Annotated in this window: 17 protein-coding genes; 8 read left to right on the top strand and 9 right to left on the bottom strand. The window is 64.7% G+C overall.

The genetic code is table 11. The annotated features are described in order from the left end of the window. Positions 1 to 89 precede the first annotated feature (89 nt). The 5 genes from DNJ95_RS05510 to DNJ95_RS05490 form a co-directional block, all read right to left on the bottom strand. Positions 90 to 857: an energy transducer TonB gene (locus tag DNJ95_RS05510; RefSeq protein ID WP_131183726.1), complete on the bottom strand. Its 768-nt coding sequence runs from the start codon at positions 855 to 857 to the stop codon at positions 90 to 92. Next, positions 854 to 1,303, bottom strand: a complete 450-nt coding sequence (locus DNJ95_RS05505) for an ExbD/TolR family protein (RefSeq protein WP_131183725.1) — start codon at positions 1,301 to 1,303, stop codon at positions 854 to 856. Before DNJ95_RS05505 ends, DNJ95_RS05510 begins: the two co-directional genes overlap by 4 nt. A gap of 10 nt (positions 1,304 to 1,313) precedes the next feature. After that, positions 1,314 to 2,033: a protein TolQ gene (gene tolQ, locus DNJ95_RS05500; protein ID WP_131183724.1), complete on the bottom strand. Its 720-nt coding sequence runs from the start codon at positions 2,031 to 2,033 to the stop codon at positions 1,314 to 1,316. A gap of 234 nt (positions 2,034 to 2,267) precedes the next feature. Beyond that, positions 2,268 to 4,169, bottom strand: coding sequence for a phytase (locus DNJ95_RS05495; protein ID WP_131183723.1), 1,902 nt, complete (start codon positions 4,167 to 4,169; stop codon positions 2,268 to 2,270). Positions 4,170 to 4,225: 56 nt separating this feature from the next. Then, a complete protein-coding gene (locus DNJ95_RS05490) occupies positions 4,226 to 6,718 on the bottom strand; it encodes a TonB-dependent receptor (protein ID WP_131183722.1) in 2,493 nt (830 codons plus the stop codon). A 353-nt stretch (positions 6,719 to 7,071) separates the two neighbouring features. On the opposite strand from DNJ95_RS05490, the gene DNJ95_RS05485 reads away from it, so the two are divergent. The 3 genes from DNJ95_RS05485 to DNJ95_RS05475 all read left to right on the top strand — a co-directional run bounded on the left by DNJ95_RS05485 (position 7,072) and on the right by DNJ95_RS05475 (position 10,879). After that, positions 7,072 to 8,478 carry a purple acid phosphatase family protein gene (locus DNJ95_RS05485; protein ID WP_131183721.1) on the top strand — a complete coding sequence of 469 codons (1,407 nt, stop codon included), beginning with the start codon at positions 7,072 to 7,074 and terminating at the stop codon, positions 8,476 to 8,478. 211 nt (positions 8,479 to 8,689) lie between these two features. Then, positions 8,690 to 9,616 carry a GGDEF domain-containing protein gene (locus DNJ95_RS05480; RefSeq protein WP_131183720.1) on the top strand — a complete coding sequence of 309 codons (927 nt, stop codon included), beginning with the start codon at positions 8,690 to 8,692 and terminating at the stop codon, positions 9,614 to 9,616. A 246-nt stretch (positions 9,617 to 9,862) separates the two neighbouring features. Then, the gene (locus DNJ95_RS05475) at positions 9,863 to 10,879 is read left to right on the top strand and encodes an AraC family transcriptional regulator (RefSeq protein ID WP_131183719.1); all 1,017 of its coding nucleotides are present in this window, start codon (positions 9,863 to 9,865) and stop codon (positions 10,877 to 10,879) included. Positions 10,880 to 11,035: 156 nt separating this feature from the next. Here DNJ95_RS05475 and DNJ95_RS05470 read toward each other — a convergent pair whose 3' ends face one another. The 3 genes from DNJ95_RS05470 to DNJ95_RS05460 form a co-directional block, all read right to left on the bottom strand. Further along, positions 11,036 to 11,737, bottom strand: a complete 702-nt coding sequence (locus DNJ95_RS05470) for a DUF2057 family protein (protein ID WP_131183718.1) — start codon at positions 11,735 to 11,737, stop codon at positions 11,036 to 11,038. A 159-nt stretch (positions 11,738 to 11,896) separates the two neighbouring features. After that, positions 11,897 to 12,967, bottom strand: a complete 1,071-nt coding sequence (locus tag DNJ95_RS05465) for a porin (RefSeq protein ID WP_131183796.1) — start codon at positions 12,965 to 12,967, stop codon at positions 11,897 to 11,899. 446 nt (positions 12,968 to 13,413) lie between these two features. Next, on the bottom strand, positions 13,414 to 14,409 hold the full coding sequence (locus DNJ95_RS05460) for an Rpn family recombination-promoting nuclease/putative transposase (RefSeq protein ID WP_131183717.1): 996 nt from the start codon (positions 14,407 to 14,409) through the stop codon (positions 13,414 to 13,416). 410 nt (positions 14,410 to 14,819) lie between these two features. Here DNJ95_RS05460 and DNJ95_RS05455 point away from each other — a divergent pair, with 410 nt between their 5' ends. The 3 genes from DNJ95_RS05455 (at position 14,820) to DNJ95_RS05445 (ending at position 15,749) form a co-directional block, all read left to right on the top strand. Then, positions 14,820 to 15,032 carry a SymE family type I addiction module toxin gene (locus DNJ95_RS05455; RefSeq protein ID WP_131183716.1) on the top strand — a complete coding sequence of 71 codons (213 nt, stop codon included), beginning with the start codon at positions 14,820 to 14,822 and terminating at the stop codon, positions 15,030 to 15,032. A 154-nt stretch (positions 15,033 to 15,186) separates the two neighbouring features. Next, positions 15,187 to 15,432 (top strand): type II toxin-antitoxin system CcdA family antitoxin, encoded by a 246-nt coding sequence (locus DNJ95_RS05450; RefSeq protein ID WP_131183715.1) that lies wholly within the window; start codon positions 15,187 to 15,189, stop codon positions 15,430 to 15,432. Then, entirely contained in the window at positions 15,432 to 15,749 is a 318-nt protein-coding gene (locus DNJ95_RS05445) for a CcdB family protein (protein ID WP_131183714.1), read from the top strand. The genes DNJ95_RS05450 and DNJ95_RS05445 overlap by 1 nt, the downstream gene beginning before the upstream one ends. A 36-nt stretch (positions 15,750 to 15,785) precedes the next feature. Here DNJ95_RS05445 and DNJ95_RS05440 read toward each other — a convergent pair whose 3' ends face one another. Continuing rightward, positions 15,786 to 16,145, bottom strand: a complete 360-nt coding sequence (locus tag DNJ95_RS05440; protein ID WP_165491564.1) for a GFA family protein — start codon at positions 16,143 to 16,145, stop codon at positions 15,786 to 15,788. 422 nt (positions 16,146 to 16,567) lie between these two features. Between DNJ95_RS05440 and msuE the strand changes: the two genes are divergently transcribed. Together msuE and DNJ95_RS05430 are read left to right on the top strand one after the other, a co-directional pair. Next, entirely contained in the window at positions 16,568 to 17,125 is a 558-nt protein-coding gene (msuE, locus tag DNJ95_RS05435) for an FMN reductase (RefSeq protein ID WP_131183712.1), read from the top strand. 14 nt (positions 17,126 to 17,139) lie between these two features. Next, positions 17,140 to 18,327 (top strand): acyl-CoA dehydrogenase family protein, encoded by a 1,188-nt coding sequence (locus DNJ95_RS05430; protein WP_131183711.1) that lies wholly within the window; start codon positions 17,140 to 17,142, stop codon positions 18,325 to 18,327. Positions 18,328 to 18,332 lie beyond the last annotated feature (5 nt).

Here is an 18,332-nt window from a genome sequence, read left to right as displayed (position 1 = left end):
GGCCACCGCCGCCCTACACCCGGAGATAGACCGCGCGCTGGGCGGCAATGTTCAGAATCCCGGGCGCCGGCAGCGCCGCGACCGGCACCTCACTCGATCCGATAGTGGAAGGTATTGCGCACGTTCGCCACCGGCACCGCCTGGCCATCGACCAGCCGTGGCTGATAGCGGAAGCCCCTGGCCGCCGCCAGCGACGGGCGCACGAACAGCGGGTGGCAATCGTCGAGGGCCTCGGGTGCCTGCACACGGCCGCGCGCATCGACCGTATAGGTGACCGTGCAGGTGCCTTCGAGGCGCTGGTCCAGGGCGCGCTGGGGGTAGGCCGGGGCCTTCTTGCTGAGCGGCTGGTAGCGGCGGCTGTCGGCGGCGCGCGCCCGCTCGGCGGCCAGGGCGGCTTCGCGCTCGGCGGCCTGGCGGGCGGCAAGCTGCGCCTGGCGTTGTGCTTCCTGCTGTTGCTGTGCCCGGCGCTGCTGTTCCAGTCGCTCCTGGCGCCGGTGCTCGGCTTCCTGCTCGCGGCGCTGCGTTTCACGCTCGCGCTCGGCGCGCTTGAACGCCAGTTCGGCCTGGTCGGGCCGGACCAGCGGCGGCGGTGCTTCCTCCACCCGGGGCGCTGGCGGCTCGATTTCCGCCACAGGCTCCACGAGCGGCTCCACCAGCGGTTCGGGAACCGGCGCCGGCGGCAGGCTGACCAGCGCGGTCTCCACCATCATCGCCAGGGGCGGCTCCGGCAGGGCCGGCGCCAGCCCGCGCAGCAGCACCAGGGCCAGCAGGCCATGCAACGCCAGCACCAGGCCAGCGCTGCCCAGGCGCCCACGCCAGGGCCGCTGCCCGTCAGCCGGCACGAGCACTGCGCTCATGGCTGCGGCGCCTCGGTCACCAGGCCGATGCGACTGATGCCGCCACGCTGCAACGCGGCGATACCGGCCAGCACCGCGGCGTAGTCCGCGCCCTGGTCGGCGCGCACGTAGACCTGGGTGTCCGCCCGCTCGGCGACCAGCGCCAGCAGGCTGTCGCGCATGACCGCCAGGTCCACCGCCTGGTCGCTCTGGCTGCCCACCGCCAGCTCCGGGCCGACATTCCAATAGTAGTCGCCCTCGGCGGTCACCGAGAGCGTCACCAGTTGCTGCTCGCCGGGCGACGGCAGCGCCTCGGCGGCGACCTTGGGCAGCTCCAGGCTGACGCCCTGCACCAGCATCGGCGCGGTGACCATGAAGATCACCAGCAATACCAGCATCACGTCGATGTAGGGCACCACGTTCATTTCCGCATTTGGCGCATGCTTGCGCGACGATCTGACCAGCATGATCGGCTCCTCAGGCAACGGCGGCGATGGCCGCGCCGCCACTGTGCAGGCGCCGGTGCAGGCGCGCCTGCAATTCGTTGGCGAAGCTGTAGTAGCGCCCGACCAGGGCCTGGCCACGGGCGGCGAAACGGTTGTAGGCGATCACCGCCGGGATCGCCGCGAACAGGCCGATGGCGGTGGCGATCAGCGCCTCGGCGATACCCGGAGCGACGGTGGAAAGGGTCACCTGCTGCACCTGGGACAGCCCCAGGAAGGCATTCATGATGCCCCAGACGGTGCCGAACAGGCCGACGTAGGGGCTGACCGAACCGACCGTGGCCAGCAGCGGCAAGCCGCGCTCGAGGCGCTCTTCCTGCTCGGCGATGGCCACGTACAGGTTGCGCTCGACCCCTTCGAGCACCGCTGCGGGGGCGATGCCGGGCTGGCGCTGCAACTGGCCGAAGGCCTGGTAGCCGCTCTGGAAGATCCGCTGCAGGGCAGCTTCGGCCGGCGGCTCGCGGCCTTTGTCGGCCTGGTACAACTGCGCCAGGTCGAGGTCGCCACTGTTGCGGAAGCGTTGCAGGAAGGCTTGCAACTGGTGCTCGCCACGGCGCAGGGCGGCGCCGCGGCGGATGATCAGGTACCAACTGGCCATCGAGGCCAGCACCAACACCAGCATGACGGCCTGCACCACCGGGCTGGCATCGCTGACCAGGCCCCAGACCGTCATCTGTTCTGTCGCATGTTGCATGGGAAACTCCTGTGGGCGCGCAAGGCGCCGCTGATCGAATAGCTGCTCCGGGTGAAACGCACCGCCATTTCCAGTGGCGGCCCTGGGTTCGTGCTCCTGGGTCCCCACCTGCGCAGGGACGACGGGGCTGCGAGGGCATTCCGAGTGGCCGACTCGCAACCCCGCTTCCCGCCCTTCATTCCCGCGCCGGCGGGAATGAAGGCGATACCCGCGGCACCGTCGCTCCGGCCCGCCTCACTCCAGCCCGAGCGCCTCGGCCACGGCGGACCAGGGCAGGTATTTGTAGTTCTGCGCGCTCTCCGGCATGCGCTTGCGGCCGTCCTGCACCACCAGCAGGCCCTGGCTCCAGGGTCCGCCGAGGTTGGCCGAGGTGACATCCAGGCCATCGGTCTCGGACGCGCCGTCGATGCCGCTCGCGGCGTTCAGGCCGATGCGGAAGGCGCCGCGCAGCCGGTAGGGCGCCCGGGCCTCGAGCACCACGTAGCTGTCGTTGCCCTGGCTGGAGATCACCAGGTAGTCGCGCCGCTTGCCGGCGTACAGGCCCAGCCCCTCGATATCGTCCTTGAGCGGCCCACCCACCGCGATCACCCGCTCCAGGGTCGCCGGCGCGTCCTCGCGGGCATCCAGCGCCCATACCGCAACGTCCTCCTCGCCGACGAACAGGCGTTCGTTACGGTCGTCGGCCACGCAGCCCTCGGGCTGGCTGGCGGTACGGAAACTGCGCACCAGCTCGCCGCGCACCTCGCCGGAAGCACCGTCCAGGCGGTATTGCAGGAAGCGCCCGTCCTTGTCGTTGGCGATCGCGTAGAGCGTGCCCTGGCGGCTCTTGAACATGCACAGGCCATAGATATCGTCCAGCGGCGTGGCGATCTGCCCCAGTTCGCTGACCGCACCGCTGGCCGGCTCGATGGCGAACAGGTGCAGGCTGTTGTGGTCGCGGTTGCTGGCCACCGCCAGGTCGAGGGTACGCTCGCCCAGGCGCAGGCCCTTGCGCACATCGACGTTGTTCAGGCGGCCCACGCGCAGGTCCTGCAATTGCTTGCCGGCCAGGTCGTAGACCAGCAGGCCACCCTGCTTGTCGGTGCCCAGCACCCGGCTGCGCGCCGGCTCGCGCTCGTCGACCCAGATCGCCGGGTCGTCGGCGGCATCGCCCAGGCTCGGCACCGGCTCGGTCTGCACCTGCGCCGGCAACACCGGCAGTGGAGGCGCCGCCTTCGGCGCCTGCGGCCGCCAGGCGAGCGGGCCGCGATGGCTTCCAGCCTCGTCCACCAGCAGCAGCTCCAGGCCCTCGCGGCCATTGCGGGCGCTGATCTGCTCCGGCTCGTCCAGCCCTTGCAGTGGCAACCTGGCCACCGGCTTCCAGCCATCACCATCGGCCTGGTACAGGTGCAGCGCCGGTGCCTGCGGGTCCAGCGCCAGCAAGCCACCGGGCACCAGCGCCATGCCGGCGGCGGCTTCGGCCAGGCCGCCGAATGGCTGGCGGATATCCACCGGGGTGCGCCACAGCGGCGCCTCGGCAGCCGCCGCGTAGCGCCACAGGCCGACTTCTTCCTCGTTCACATAGAGCGCGCCGCTGAGGTCGTCGACCTGGCAGAAGCCGCTCTGCGGCGGCAGGCTCAGGCCGCGCACCCGCAGCGGCGCGGCCAATGGCCGCTCATCCACCGCCACCAGCCACTGTTCGCCCTGGCCCTCTTCGCCAAGCAGGAAGGCGAATGCGTTGTGCGCCTCGTCGCGGTACAGGCACAGGCCTTCCAGCGCCTGCCCCATGCCGGGGATATAGAGCGGCGCGCTCCAGCGGTGCTGCGCGTCCAGTGCCAACAGCACCGCCTGCTGGCGCCGCTTGTCGAGGGTCGCCACCAGCAAGCCGTGCTCGCCGGTGCGATGGTCGAGGCCTTCGTAGCGGCCTTCGAGCAGACTCAGGGTGTTGCCCTTGGCATCCAGCACGTGCAGGCCCCGAGCGTCGATGCGCAGCCGGTCGGCACCCGGCCAGAAGCGATCGTCGGCCAGCAACTGGGCATTTTCCAGCCCCTTGGGCGCCTCCAGCGGCGCCAGGCGCGGGGCGACGATGGGCGCCGCCAGGGCCATCTGGGCGATGGCCATACCGACCAGAATGCCCAACACATTATTTCTGTTCATTCGATCAACCTTGTTCAATATCCAGGGTGCCCACGGCGTACCCTGCGCAGTGCGTATCAGAAGTGCGTCAGGGTCAGCCCCAGGGTGTAGGTCGGGCCGTATTCCTCGTACTGGGCGTTGTAGCTGCGGCGGCCGGTGTACACGTAGTAGGACTCGTCGGTGATGTTCTGCGCCTCGAAGGTCAGTTGCAGTTCCGGGGTGATGTACCAGCCGGCCTTGAAGTCGACGAACAACTGGTCGTCGGCGTAGAGGTCGTGGGCCTTGTCGTCGATGGCCGCCACTTCGGCCAGGTAGGACGACTTGTAGTTGGCCGCCAGGCGCAGGTTGAAGCGCGAGTTCTCCCAGCCGAGCATCAGGTTGCCGACCGTGTCGGACTGGTTCGGCAGGTCGATGCGGCGCTTCAGGCCCTGGCTCTCGATATTCGCCCGCGAGCGGCTGAAGGTGGCATTGGCGCCCACCAGCACGCCGTTCCAGGGCGCCGGCAGCCAGTCGAATTTCTGCGAGTAGCCCAGTTCCAGGCCGTACAGCCTGGCGCTGTCGCCGTTGTCGAAGGTCAGCGCCTCGTCGAAGGCCGCCCACTCGCCGACGCCGGCCAGGTCGGTGTTGTAGATGAAGTTGTCGATGTCCTTGTAGAACACATAGGCCGAGAGCACACCGGCGCGGCCCATGTAGTGCTCGATACCGAGGTCCAGGTTGCTCGACTCCAGCGGCTTGAGGTGCGGGTTGCCGAACGACGCCTCGGCATCGCCAACGTCTATCACGAAGCCCGGCGCCAGTTCGCCGAAGGTCGGCCGCACCACGCTGTTGGTCCAGGCCGCGCGCAACTGGGTATCGGCGCCGAGCTGGTAGCGCAGGTGCAGGCCGGGCAGCCAGTGGTCGTAGCGGTTGTCGCTGCGGGTCGCCTCGAAGGCGCCGTCACGCATGCCGGTGCCCTTGGCCTGGAACTCGGTGCGCTCGTAGCGCAGGCCGGCGATGATGCGCAGGTCGTCGAGGTCCAGGGTGTTCATCAGGTAGGCGGCGTCGATGTCTTCGTTCATCTTGAAGTCATTGATGCGCGACTCTTCCTCGTCGTAGTAGTCCGCCCGGTTCAGGCCGCCGATCAGGCCCTTGATGGCACTGGCGCTGATGCCGTTGCCGAGGCGCCCCAGGCCATAGTCCAGCGAACCGCTCTGCAGGCCGGTGAGATCGACGCCGCTGAAATCGTCGTAGATCCAGATGTCGCTGTCGTTGGTCTTCTCGCGGCGGCTCAGCTTGCCGCCGAACTTGACCTGGGAGGCGTAGCCTTGCAGGTCGTAGTCGCGGGCCAGGTCCAGGCGGATGTTCTTCTCCTGGTCGCGGGTGTAGCTCTTCTCCACCTCGACCTCATCCAGCTCGAAGGACGCCGGATCGTAGAAATCCTCGCCGGCCAGCAGGCGCGGCTTGCGATTGCCGGAAAAGCCGGTGCCGGCGAAATTGCCGACGAACCCGGCGCCGGCAATACCGCCGGGGTTCTTCTCGCTGGAGCGGCTGTAGCCGACCTGTCCGTTGAGGGTCCACAGGCCCAGCAGGCGCTCGCCGCCAAGGACGTAGGACTGGATCTCCTGGGTTTCCTCGCGGGCCTTCAGCTCGCGCCAGCCCTCGGCATCGCCACGCTCGCCGGACGCCTGCGGGTCATCGAACTCCAGACCGGCGGCATTGCGCGTCTCGGTATCCTTGAACTTGCTGTAGAGGGTGCGCAGGTAATAGCTGGAGAGGTCGTCCGGACGATAGTCGAAGTTCAGCCCGAGACCGGTACGCTCACGGGTGATGACATAGTCGCGCTGCTCCAGCTCTTCCAGCCGGGCGCCATTATCGAAGTCCCAGGCGCCGCCGGTTTCCACGTTCTCCGAGCCGAACTTGCGCTTCTGCCAGCTCAGCGCGGCGGCCACACCGAAGTTGTCCACACCGTCGCCCAGGCTGAAACGGTTGCTGAAGGCGCCGGAGAATTTCGGGCTGGTCTTGCCCATCAGGTCATTGTGGCTGGCTTCGCCACTCAGGCTGTAGAACAGGCCGTCATGGTCGAAGGCCGACAGGCTTTCCACCTCGATGGTGCCGCCCAGGGAGTTGGCATCCATGTCCGGTGTCAGGGTCTTGACCACCGACAGCGACTGCACCAGCTCCGCCGGCAACACATCCAGCGCCACCGCGCGGCGACCACTCTCGGGCGCCGGAACCAGGGTGCCATTGATGGTCACACTGTTCAGGTCCGGCCCCAGGCCACGCACGCTGACGAAGCGCCCCTCGCCCTGGTCGCGCTCCACCGACAGGCCGGGAATGCGTTGCAGGGCCTCGGCGGCGTTATCGTCCGGCAGTTGCCCGACCGCATCGGCATGCACCACGCTGCTGATACTGTCGGAACTGCGTTGCGCCCGCAGTGCCTGGTCGAGACTGGCCGCCTGGCCGATCACCTCGACGTGTTCCAGTTGTACGGTGGCGTCATCAGCCATGGCCGGCGCCACGGCGGCGATGGCCAGCGCCAGCAGGCTGATACGGAACCCCATAGGGCGTGATGCTCGGCAGTGCACGGTCATGTCGCTGTCTCCCCTCGAACGGTCGGTCCGGCAAACAGGCCGGGAATGGCTGCGGACGGTAGGAGGGCGATATGGCAATTCTGTGACGGCATGCCGCGAACGGCGGCGAAAGCGGGGATTTTCAACGGGGATCGAGGGGGTTTTGAGCCGATATGACCCCCTTGGGGCAGCGGCAAGCTACAAGCTTCAAGCGCCAAGCAAAGCATCCACGCCCGCTTCTGGCTTGCAGCTTGCGGCTTATAGCTTGTCGCTGCCCTTTTCCTTGAGCCAAATCGACCCCGCGCCTGTCACCCAACCGTCATCCGCCTTTGTTTCCTTGGCTGCCATTCGCGCCATCGCAAGGAATCCATCGCATGCATCACCGCACGCTTCTCGCCGGCCTGATCGCCGCCGCCCTGTTCAGCCACAGCCTGGCCGCCGCCACCCCGGAGCTGCCACGTACGCCTGGCCAGCCCTATCGGGTCAGCGGGCTGGCGGACCGTATCGTACTGACGCCCGGCGCTGATCCGGCCCGGCAGATGGCCATCAGCTACCGCACCGACGCCCGCCAGACACTCAGCGAAATCCAGTTGGCCCCCGCCCTGGACAGCCCGCTGCTGGCCGAGCGCGCCCGCACCATCAGCGGCGAGACGCCCCGCGCACTGCACAGCGAGAATGGCGACGCCCGCTACCATCAGGTACGCCTGGACGACCTGCAGCCCGGCCAGGCCTACGTCTACCGGGTAAAGGGCCATGACGGCTGGAGCGAGTGGCTGCAGTTCCGTACCGCCCGCGCCGGCTTCGCGCCGTTCCGCTTCATCTACCTGGGCGACGTGCAGAACGACATCCTCGCCCTCGCCTCGCGTACCGTGCGCCAGGCCCTGCACAGCACCGCCAGCCCGGCGCTGGTGGTGCATGCCGGCGACCTGGTGTCGCAACGCGACGACCTGGCCCACGACGACGAATGGGGCGAGTGGAACCAGGCCGGCGGCTTCCACTACGCCCAGGTCCCGCAACTGCCGGCGGTGGGTAACCATGAATACCTCGACCAGCTCGACAGCCAGGGCCGCGAGAGCCGCGTGCTCGGCCCGCATTGGCCACTGCAGTTCGCCCTGCCCCGCAATGGTGCCGAGGGTGCCGCCGAGACCAGCTACCGGGTCGACTACCAGGGCGTGCGCTTTATCGTCCTCGACGGCACCTCGGCCCTCGACCTGGGCACCCTGGAGCGGCAGGGCCGCTGGCTGGAAACCCAGCTCGAAGGCAGCCAGGCGCACTGGAACATAGTGGTGGTGCACCAGCCGCTGTTCACCTGTGCCCGCCCCGGGGACAGCGAACCGCTGAAGCAGGCCTGGCAACCCATCCTCGAACGCCACGACGTGGACCTGGTCCTGCAAGGCCATGACCACTGCTACAGCCGCCTCAGCCACCCCGACGGGCACGCGCGGGCCAGCCAGGAGCGCCAGGCCGGCGCAGCGCAGCAAGGCCCGGTATACCTGGTGTCGGTGGCCGGCTCGAAGATGTACGGCGTCAACGACCGCACAGCCGGACAGCCGGATCGCAACGCCGAGGACACCCAGCTCTACCAGACCGTGGAAGTCGGCGCCGAGCGCCTGGAGGTGCGCAGCTACACCGCCAGCGGGCGCCTCTACGACGCCTTTGACCTGGTGCGCGAAGGCGGGCGCAAGTACCTGCACCAGCCCGCGCTGGAACTGCCGCCACTGCGCGCCTGCGAAGGCACCCAGGGACCGGACGGACTGCCTTGCAGCGCGCGCCCCAAATGAGCGGCCGTCACACGCGGGTCATCGACAGGCCGCAGACTGGCCGGATAGCCAACGACCGAGTGTCGATCAGGCGGCGTGGCTGTCGAAAAGAGCGCTGGAGGCTCGAGGCTGGACGGGATAAACAGCCCATCGCCGCGCCCGGCCTCAAGCGCCGTTATCGTCTTTTTTCCAGCAAGGAGATTGGCCCCTGGGTGAACAGAGAGCTCCCGAGATGAAATCCTTCCTGCGCCTGCACCTGTTCACCCTGCTCGGCCTGGTGCTGGCCGCCAACCTGGGGCTGCACATCTACCTGGCCGCCGGGCAGATCAAGCCCTGGGCCGCGATCAAGTGGCTGGACGTACTCGGCGAAGGCGGCTCGATGCTGATCTGGCTGGCCTGGCTGATCATGCTGCTGCGCGCGCGCCCCGCCGGACGGGTGACGCGCCTGCTGGCCAGCGGCCTGTGCTGCATTGCCTTCTCCTGGTGGATGGACGTGCTCGACGAATTCATCTGGCTGCCCGAGGGCGCGCTCTGGGACAACTGGCTGGAAAACGCACCGATGCCCATCGGCCTGCTGCTGATGACCTTCGGTATCTACCACCTGCACCAGGAGCAACAGGCGATCAGCGCACAGATGAGCAAGCGCGAGCGGCTATTCCGCGAACACCGGCTGTTCGACCGCCTGACCCCGCTGGGCAGCGCGCAATACCTGCGCCAGCAGTTGCAAATGGCGCTGGAACAGAGCGAACGGGACAACCTGCCGCTGTCGCTGGTGGTCATCGACCTGGACGACTTCGACGCCATCAACCAGCGCTACGGCCAGGCCGAGGGCGACCAGGTGCTGCAGGCCGTGGCGCAGTTGTTGTTGCTCAACCTGCGCCCGCAGGACCTGCTGTGCCGGCTGGCCGGCGACCGCTTCATCGCCCTGCTGCCCGGCACCGGCGAACGCCAGGCGCGACAACTCGCCGACGAACTGCAACAGGCGGTCGCCAGCCTGGCGCACAAGAGCCAGCGCCATGGCGAACGCCTGCACCTGCAAGCCAGCGTAGCGGTGGCGATGGCCCTGGAGGAAACGCCGGAACAGTTGCTCAAGCGCCTCAACCTGGCCCTGGCCCGGGCCAAGCAGCGCTTGGAGCCTGTTCGCGATCTCGCGAGCTAGAGCCCTGCAAAACGCAACGACCAACGGGAGTAACAGCCGGAGGCTGGCCCGCCAGGGTGAGCACAGCGAATCAAGCGGAGTTTACGAGTGGTAAATGAGCATGACTCGCTTCGCTCGCCCCTTCGGGGCCGCACTGAAGTGCGTTAGCCGCAAGCGGCTTTCCGAGCCTGTTTTTAACGCCGCCGGGCCGACGCGCAACAGATCGTGAACAGGTTCTGGAGCGCTGTGCCTGAAGGAGGATTCGCCATGTGGTACGAATGCGACAGCCGCTTCATCGCCGCCCACGACCAGCCCGCCGGGTTGATCGACCTGGCGCTGTCGCGGGGCATCGACAGCCACCGGCTGCTGCGCGGCTGCGGCCTGTTCTACGAAGACATCGCCAGCGGCCAGGCACTTATCAGCCCGCAGCAGTACCTGCAACTGATCGCCAACGCCCAGCGCCTGCTGGGCGACGACGACCTGAGCTTCCTCTACGGGCAACGCCTGCTGCCCGGCCACTACGGCGAGGCCAGCCTGGCCCTGCAGCGCTCCGCCGACCTGCTGCAGGCGCTGGAACACCTGTGCGCCAGCCATGCGCTGCTCAGCCCGCTGCTACGCCCCAGCCTGTTGCTGGACGAACAGAACCTCTACCTGTACTGGCTGGACAGTTGCGGCGCCGGCCCGCAGCGGCGCTTCCTGCTGGAAGCCTGCCAGACCTCGGTGCTGGCGCTGTCGCGGCAACTGTCCGGCCAGCGCCTGCCCTGGCGCCTGCAGTTCGCCCATGCCGAGCCGGCGCATGTGGAGCAATACTGGGTCCACCTGGGCGAGGAAGTGCGCTTCTCCAGCCAGTTGACGCTGATGAGCCTGCCCCGGCAGTACCTGCACCAGCCCTGCCCCGGCGCCTCGCCCACCGCCCAGCAGGTCAGCGCCCAGCGCTGCCGGCAACACCTGGAACAACTGGGCTGGCGGGACAGCTTCCTCGATTGCCTCTACGACCACCTGCAGGAACATATCCGCCAGCCGCTGAACCTGGAACGGGTCGCCGCCACCTTCGGCATGAGCCCAGCCTCCTTCAAACGCAAGCTGCAAAAGCACGGCAGCCACTTCCAGGAACAGCTCGACCGGGTGCGCAAGCACCGGGCGCTGTACCTGTACCAGATCATGGGCTACACCAACGAGGAAGTGGCACAGCACCTGTGCTTCAACGACACCACCAACCTGCGGCGTTCGTTCAAGCGCTGGACCGGCCTGGCGCCCAGTGGCCTGGGGCGGGGGTTCGGCTGAAGGGATATTCGCAATCGGGGGACGAGCGCAGCGATAGGTATGCTGAAGAGCCGATAAAAGCGCTGGAGGCTGGACTGTTGGACGTAGAAGCCGTGGTGTCGGCAAGAACACGAACGGCTTGTCGCCCAGCCTCCGGCGCTTTTATCGGCTCTATTCTTACTGCGACGCCCACTCCAGGAAGGTCTTGCGGCTGTCCTCGCCCAGCAGCAACCAGATCTGTTGCAGGGTGGTCAGCACCGCTTCGTCATGGGGCAGGGTACGCGAGGCGACCTCGGCACTGCTGGCCGTAGGCGCTACACGCGGCGCCGGGCGAAGCTCTTCCAGCGGCGCGACCGCGGCATCGTCCGCAATGGGCATGCCGCCACCAGCGCCGAGCAATTGCGTGAGCAGCGACACCTGGGCAGCGCCGGCCTCGCTGGGCACGCGCTCGCCGGTACGGGTATTCGACGCCCAACCGATGAAGCGGTTTTTCAGCTCACGGGCTTGCGCCAGGTTTTCCGGCTCATCGAACTCCAGCTTCCACAAATCCCCGGCCTGGCCTTTGACATGGAAGGTCGTACTCTTGCTACGCACGACCTCGTGGCTCAGGCCGCCATCGATGTCGAAACCGTTCTTGTAGTAGGTATTGATGCGGTATTCACCGGGCTGCAGATGCAGTTCACGGTTGCCATTGCCGAGCATGCGGTTCGCCGCCGGCGCGGGCTGGCCGTTGATGTTCAGTACCTCCAGCGTTTGCGGCAGTTCGACCCTGACCACCTGGGCCGGCGGCAGTTCATTGCCGGAATACAGCTTGACAGGAACCTGCTGGGCACAGGCGGCCAACAGACCGGCCATGGCGAAAATGAACAAGCGGCGCATGAGAACTCCTAAGTGCGAAGGCCCGCCGGTAACCAGCGGTTTGGGGTCGATGACATTCCGGAAACAAGAATAAGACCGACAGGTGTCAGTTAAATGACAAACCGGGCTGTCCCATAGGGAGCAGCCCGGTTCGTTTTTCTTCTGCTTCCGCGAGCGGGATCAGAAGTCGTAGCGCAGACCTACGGTGAAACCAGCGGCTTTCTCACCCAGTGCTTCATTCACACCGTTGACAATCGACTGGTTGCTCGGCGTAGCGGTACGGGATTGCATCCACGGGGAGTAAGCAACGTTGGAGTCGTTGTCGACCACCGCATAGTTGGCATAGACACGTACGGCCTTGTCCAGTTTGTGCTCGACACCGATGACCCACATATCGGCATCGGATTTTTTAGCGTCGTTGTCGTGAGTCATCCAGGTGGCTTTCAGCGCGGTGTTCTTGGCAATCACGAACTCGCCGCCCAGGCCGTAGACGTTGAAGGTACCAGCGTCACGAGCGGCGCTGGTGGTGGTGCTGTAGCCTTCGAAGTCGGTGGTCTGGTAGAAGCCGACCAGCTTGAAGGCGTCAGTGATCTTGTAAGCCGCTGCGGCGCGAATGGAGTCGGCTTCGCCACGCAGGGTATCTTCTTCTACCTGCTCGTAGGCCAGGGAGGCCTCCAGCGGACCACCGATATAGTTCAACGACACGCTGAAGGCATCGCTGTCTTCGTTGTTGTTGGCCGTGGTGATGTCGATAGACTGACCCTTGTACATCGAATAGCCGACTTTGGCAGTGAAGCCAGAGAAGTCCGGAGTAGTGTACTGGATGGTGTTGTCGTAACGCTCGTCGAGGCGGCCGTTGGTGACGCGAGCCAGGTTGTTCATATCGCCAACCTGGTCACCGAACAGGTTGAACGGGCCACGGGCTACCTTGAACGGGCTGTCGAAGCGACCGAGTTGCACGGCACCGAAGTTGCCGCTCAGGCCGACGAAGGTGTCGCGGGTGGCGAAGCTGGTACCACCGCTCGAGGAACCAGTGGTGAAGTTGATCTGTTGCTCGATCTGGAAGAAGGCTTTCAGATTCGGGTTGATCTCATGATTGCCCTTGAAGCCCAGGCGCGACGAGTTGCTGGACAGGTTGGTTTCCGAGTATTTGGCACCGTCGTCCAGATAGTCCACGGAAACATGGGCACGACCGTAGATGCTAACGTCAGCCATGGAGACTGCTGGAATGGTGGCCGCCAAGGCAGTCATGGCGAAGCCGGCACAGTATTTGCGAATCATGCAATTCCCCTGTCAGGTCTAAATATTGGCAACACGGCACAGGATGCCTGTCGTGTTGCGCTGCAGACTGGCAGCGGAATATTTCTGTCTTGCGTATGAAATATAAAATATTTATGACGACGGAACTTTTAAAGCCCGCTCAGGCCAGTTGCGCCAACTTCATATCGCCCAGCTCTGGCTATGAACGCTGACATAGACGACCGCCACGACCAGTACCGCCAAGACCATGATCAGAGAGCGATAGTTTGGCCATAGAGTTGCTCTATATATGCAGGCCACATGCTGCCGGCTTTCAGGTCCTGTTTCAGGCAGTACCTGTGCAAAAAGGATGATGAGGGATAAGCCGCCATCGCCCGAAAACCACCCCTCTACGCTCGGCACACGATTAGGCAGCGGGCTTGCCTGGCAGCCGCTTCTTACATCTCGCCCGGCTCCAGCAACGCTTCGAGGCTTTCGGTCTCGAAGAGCGACTCGGCCCATATGGCGATCTGCTCCATACTCGCCTGCTCGACGCGCTGGACGGCCCACTCGGGCAAGGGACCAAAGCGCTTGCCCAGAAGGCTTTGCAGCAGAGCGGCCTGTGACTTTCGGCCTTGTTCCAAGCCCTGCTCAATGCCTTGCTCCAACCCCTTCGCCATACCTTCCTGCACCCAGCGCTCGGCCCAGGTTTCCGTACGTTCCGCCAACATGGCGCTCACCTCCGACAGTTCGCTCAACGGTGGAATCCGGCCACTCGGTGCTCGCCGCCGGATCAGGTCGATGATCCACCGGGTGATATTGCGGCGCAAGGGCGTCTGATCATCCAGGGTCAGCCAGCCGCGCAGTTCGTCGACGACCACCCTCAACGCCTGCGGTGTCTGTGCCTGCTCCAGGCGCATCAACATCGCCACCAGGTTCTTCCGGCCATTCAGTTCGCTGTCCGGATACTGGTTTTCGTCGATCAGCAGGTAGTCGAACCCTGGCTGGAACACCTGCAAGCCAGGAGGCGCGGGGTGGCAGAGATCGCTTAGCCGGGTGGAATGTCGCCAGGGGCGCAGGCCGTTGTAGAGCACCAGCGGCAGTACCGGTGGCAACCGCCCGTCACGGGTCAACTGCCCCTGTTTTTCCAGTTGCTGCCAGAACAACCCGACATAGGTCAGCAGCCGCAAGGCCATGAAGCGATCCGGCGTGGACTGGAACTCCAGCAGCAGGTACAGGTAGACCCAATCGCCCTCCCCGAAGCGGAGCCGCCACACCATATCTTCGTAACGCCCCTGCATATCCTCGCTGACGTAATGCCCGTTGAGCATTTCCAGGCTGTCGAAATCCACCTGCCCCACCCATGCCTGTGGCACAAAGCCCAGCAGCAGGTCGCGCACGAACTCGGGGTTGGAGAACAGCAACTTGTAGCCGGCGTCGTAAGGCTGGGCCATTTCCCGGGTCCCGTGTATCTGGCATACAGGACGAATGCTGCCTGTTCGGACCGATGAGTGTTGTGAAGCAGTTCACAGTTTTTAAATCGAATCGTGTTTGAAAATAGCTTTTCCAATTGAATGTGATGCACTTGGCGAATTGGATATGGCCTGTCTTGACACGGCTATTCGCATACGTATTCTGGCGGCTCGGAGCGTGAAAACTCCACAAGGCGGGCGAAGCCGCACCCCGGAAGCATTTGCGGTTTCTTTTTGCCTGAAATCCGGGATATATGGTCGGGAGGCCCAACGAATACAACACCTGCATGCAGGGAATAGTTGGGGCAGCGCCTTGTGCTGTTTTCACCCTCCCGACCACCATTTTTAAAACTGGTTAATTCGCAACGTGAAAATTGCACAAGGAACCGTTCATGAAAAATCGCAAACTCAAAGTCCGCCCAGGCTTCTACGACTATCAGTACTCAGCCGAACGCCGCCGCCACGAACCCCACAAGACTCCACCCGCAGTGCCCTTTATCCTGCTCAAAGGCTACTGGCTGGAAAAAGCCAACTTCCTGATCGATAAACCGATCAAGGTCGAGGTTCGGGAGAATCAGTTGGTGTTGACGGTAGAAGCCTCCTGAAAGCCAGTTCTCAGGATAGTTGAGCCGGCAGATGCTACCCATCGCCTGGCGAACCGATGGGTAGCATCGCGATGCCCTCCCACGCATCCTGCACGCTTTACCCAACCCCGACATGCGCATACCCTGTGCGCACGCAGGCTCAGGAGGGAATACCATGCAACCCACCTACGATCTCCACGCCCCCAAGCGGGCGGCCAATCTCAGCGTCAACGGCGACTTGCTTAGCAAAGCCAAGGCGCTGGATATCAACCTTTCCGCAACGCTGGAGCAGGCGCTGGCCGAGGCCTTGAAAAAGAAACAGCGCGAGCAATGGCTGGCAGAAAACCGCACGGCCATCACGGCCTACAACGAATATGTGGAAGCCCAGGGCGTATTCAGCGACGACCTGAGGAGCTTCTAATGTCTCAGTTCGCTGTCTATAAAAACACCAACCCCGCCACCAAGGCCGCAGTGCCCTTCCTGCTCGATATACAAAGCGACCTGATTACCGAAATCGGGACCAGGGTCGTAGTGCCGCTCTACACGGCGGAGGCCATGCAAGGGAAAACCCTCAAGACCCTCACGCCAACCTTCGAAATCGAAGGCAAACGCTATGTGATGGTAACGCCGCAACTGGCGGGTATTTCCAGAAAGCAGCTCGGTGCTCAGGTTTCCGATCTTTGTGAACAGCGTGATGCAATCATTGCGGCGCTTGATCTGCTTATTACGGGAATCTGATAATTACACGCAGCACTTCGATCCATCATCAAACCCCTACAGCCAGCACACTTTGGATGCCAGGTTAATATCCTTGATATTGCCCGGATCGAAATATGTATCAAGTAACGTTATGGGGATAGACAGCCAATCTGGAAATGCTTCACTACCGCCCCATTCAATATTGGAACCACAGACTCCACAGAACTTTCTGCGAATATTGGCAGAAGAATTATAAGCAACCATAAGTTCCTCTCCGGAAAGGTATTCCAGATCGGTCCTGCGCACACTCGCATAAGTAGCGAATGCCGCTCCATGTTGTTTCTGGCACATTCGGCAATGGCAGTTAGAAACCGCCTTGGGTTGGGCACCCAGGCGAAATGAAACGGCACCACACAAACAACTTCCCTTGTGCATGCTTACTCCGGCAGCCATCCCTAATCGAAGGCCAGCATACCAGTGCATTCCCGATGTAACGCCACAGGGCATGCAAGTGGACTTATCAGCGAAAGGCGTGCCCCGGAACAAAAGTGTACGACCAACAAGGATGCCGACCTCACACTCCGTCTATGCATATTCTAAAATATTATTAATTCCTGGCTATCTATTCGAAATAGCATGCGTCCATGCGATGTCCGCTGGCGAACAGTTTTGCAGGTGTTCGCCAGCCAACAGTCGTTCAACAAGGTGCTGACCACCCAGCAGGTCGAGAGGCAAGGCCTCCAGGCTCTGAATCGGGTGCAGGCCATGGAGGCTGGCGGCTGCGGGCGCTTTTCGGGCGGATGGAACGGCTCTTGCTCTGTCGCTGTACCACCCGCAACACCTATCAGGAATCGACAATGACCACTCCCATCAGACTCGTCGCCATTTCCGGAGGCGCCTGGCGTCCCTCCCGCACCCTGGTGCTGGTCGAAGCCATCGTCGCCGAGCTGGGCAGCCTGCTCGCCGTGGAGCCCCATATCATCGAACTGGGGGAAATCGCCCGCCCGCTGGGCGCGGCGCTGACGCGCCAGGAGCTGCCCGCCGAAGTCGAGCGGCAACTGCGCGAGATCGAGGGCGCCGACCTGCTGCTGGTCGCCTCGCCGGTCTACCGCGGCTCCTACCCGGGCCACCTCAAGCACCTGTTCGACCTGCTGGATATCGACGCCCTGGTCGACACCCCGGTGCTGCTGGCGGCCACCGGCGGCAGCGAGCGCCATGCGCTGGTGCTGGACCACCAGTTGCGCCCGCTGCTGAGCTTCCTGCAGGCGCTGACCCTGCCCATCGGCGTGTATGCCAGCGAGGCGGATTTCGTCGACTACAAGGTCGCCAGCGAAACCCTGCGCCAGCGCATCCGCCTGGCCGCCGAGCGCGCCGCGCCGCTGTTCGACGCCCAGCGCCTGCGCAAGACGGCCTGACGAGAGGGCGACCCATGAGCGTACAGGCGCTACCCAGCCAACCCAGTTCCCTGCAGATTGCCCGGCAACTGGCCCAGGAATTCGCCCAGACCGCCGCCGAGCGCGATGCCCAGGGCGGCACGCCGAAGGCCGAGCGCGATGCGCTGCGCGCCAGCGGCCTGCTGGCGTTGAGCATTCCCACGCAATTCGGCGGCCTCGGCGCCAGTTGGAGCGAAACCTTCGAGGTGGTGCGCGAGTTCGCCAAGGTGGACAGCTCCATCGCTCATGTCTTCGGCTTCCAGCACCTGATGCTGGCCACCGTGCGCCTGTTCGCCCGCCCCGACCAGTGGCAACCCTGGTTCGAGCAGACGGCGCGCAAGAACTGGTTCTGGGGCAACGCGCTGAACCCGCTGGACACCCGCACCCTGGTGCGCACCTTCGCCGGCTGGCGCGAGTTCTCCGGCAAGAAGAGCTTTTGCTCCGGTGCCAGCGATTCGGAAATGCTGATCGCCTCGGCCAGCGACGAGTCGGCCGGCGGCCGCCTGCTGATCGCCGCGATCCCCAGCGGGCGCACCGGCATCACCCTGCATGACGACTGGAACAATATCGGCCAGCGGCAGACCGACAGCGGCAGCGTCACCTTCGAGCGCGTACGGGTGGAGGAGAACGAGCTGCTGCTCGACCCGGGCCCGCTGAGCACGCCCTTCGCCTGCCTGCGCCCGCTGATCGCGCAGTTGCACTTCAGCAATATCTTCCTCGGCATCGCAGAAGGCGCGCTGGAAGAGGCACGCGAATACACCCTCAAGGAAGGCCGGCCATGGTTCAAGTCCAAGGCCCGGCATGTCAGCGAGGACCCATACATCCTCGCCCACTACGGCGAGTTCTGGCTCGGCCTGGAGAGCGTGCGGGTGCTGGCCGAGCGGGCCGCCGCGCTGCTCGACGAGGCCTGGCAGAAGGAACACGCCCTGGGCAGCGACGAGCGCGCGCGGCTGGCGATCGCCATCAGCACCGCCAAGGTCGCCGCCACCCGCGTCGGCCTCGACCTGTGCAGCCGCCTGTTCGAAGTCACCGGCGCCCGCGCCACCCATGCCGCGCTGCGGCTGGACCGGCACTGGCGCAACCTGCGTACCCAGACCCTGCACGACCCGGTGGACTACAAGATCCAGGAACTGGGCGAGTGGGCCCTCAGCCAGACGCGCCCGACGCCTTCTTTCTACTCATAGGGATG

Origin of the sequence: Stutzerimonas kirkiae (assembly GCF_004327335.1) — a bacterium.
Classification (GTDB): Bacteria; Pseudomonadota; Gammaproteobacteria; order Pseudomonadales; family Pseudomonadaceae; genus Stutzerimonas; species Stutzerimonas kirkiae.
This window is presented reverse-complemented; position numbering and strand designations above follow the sequence as displayed.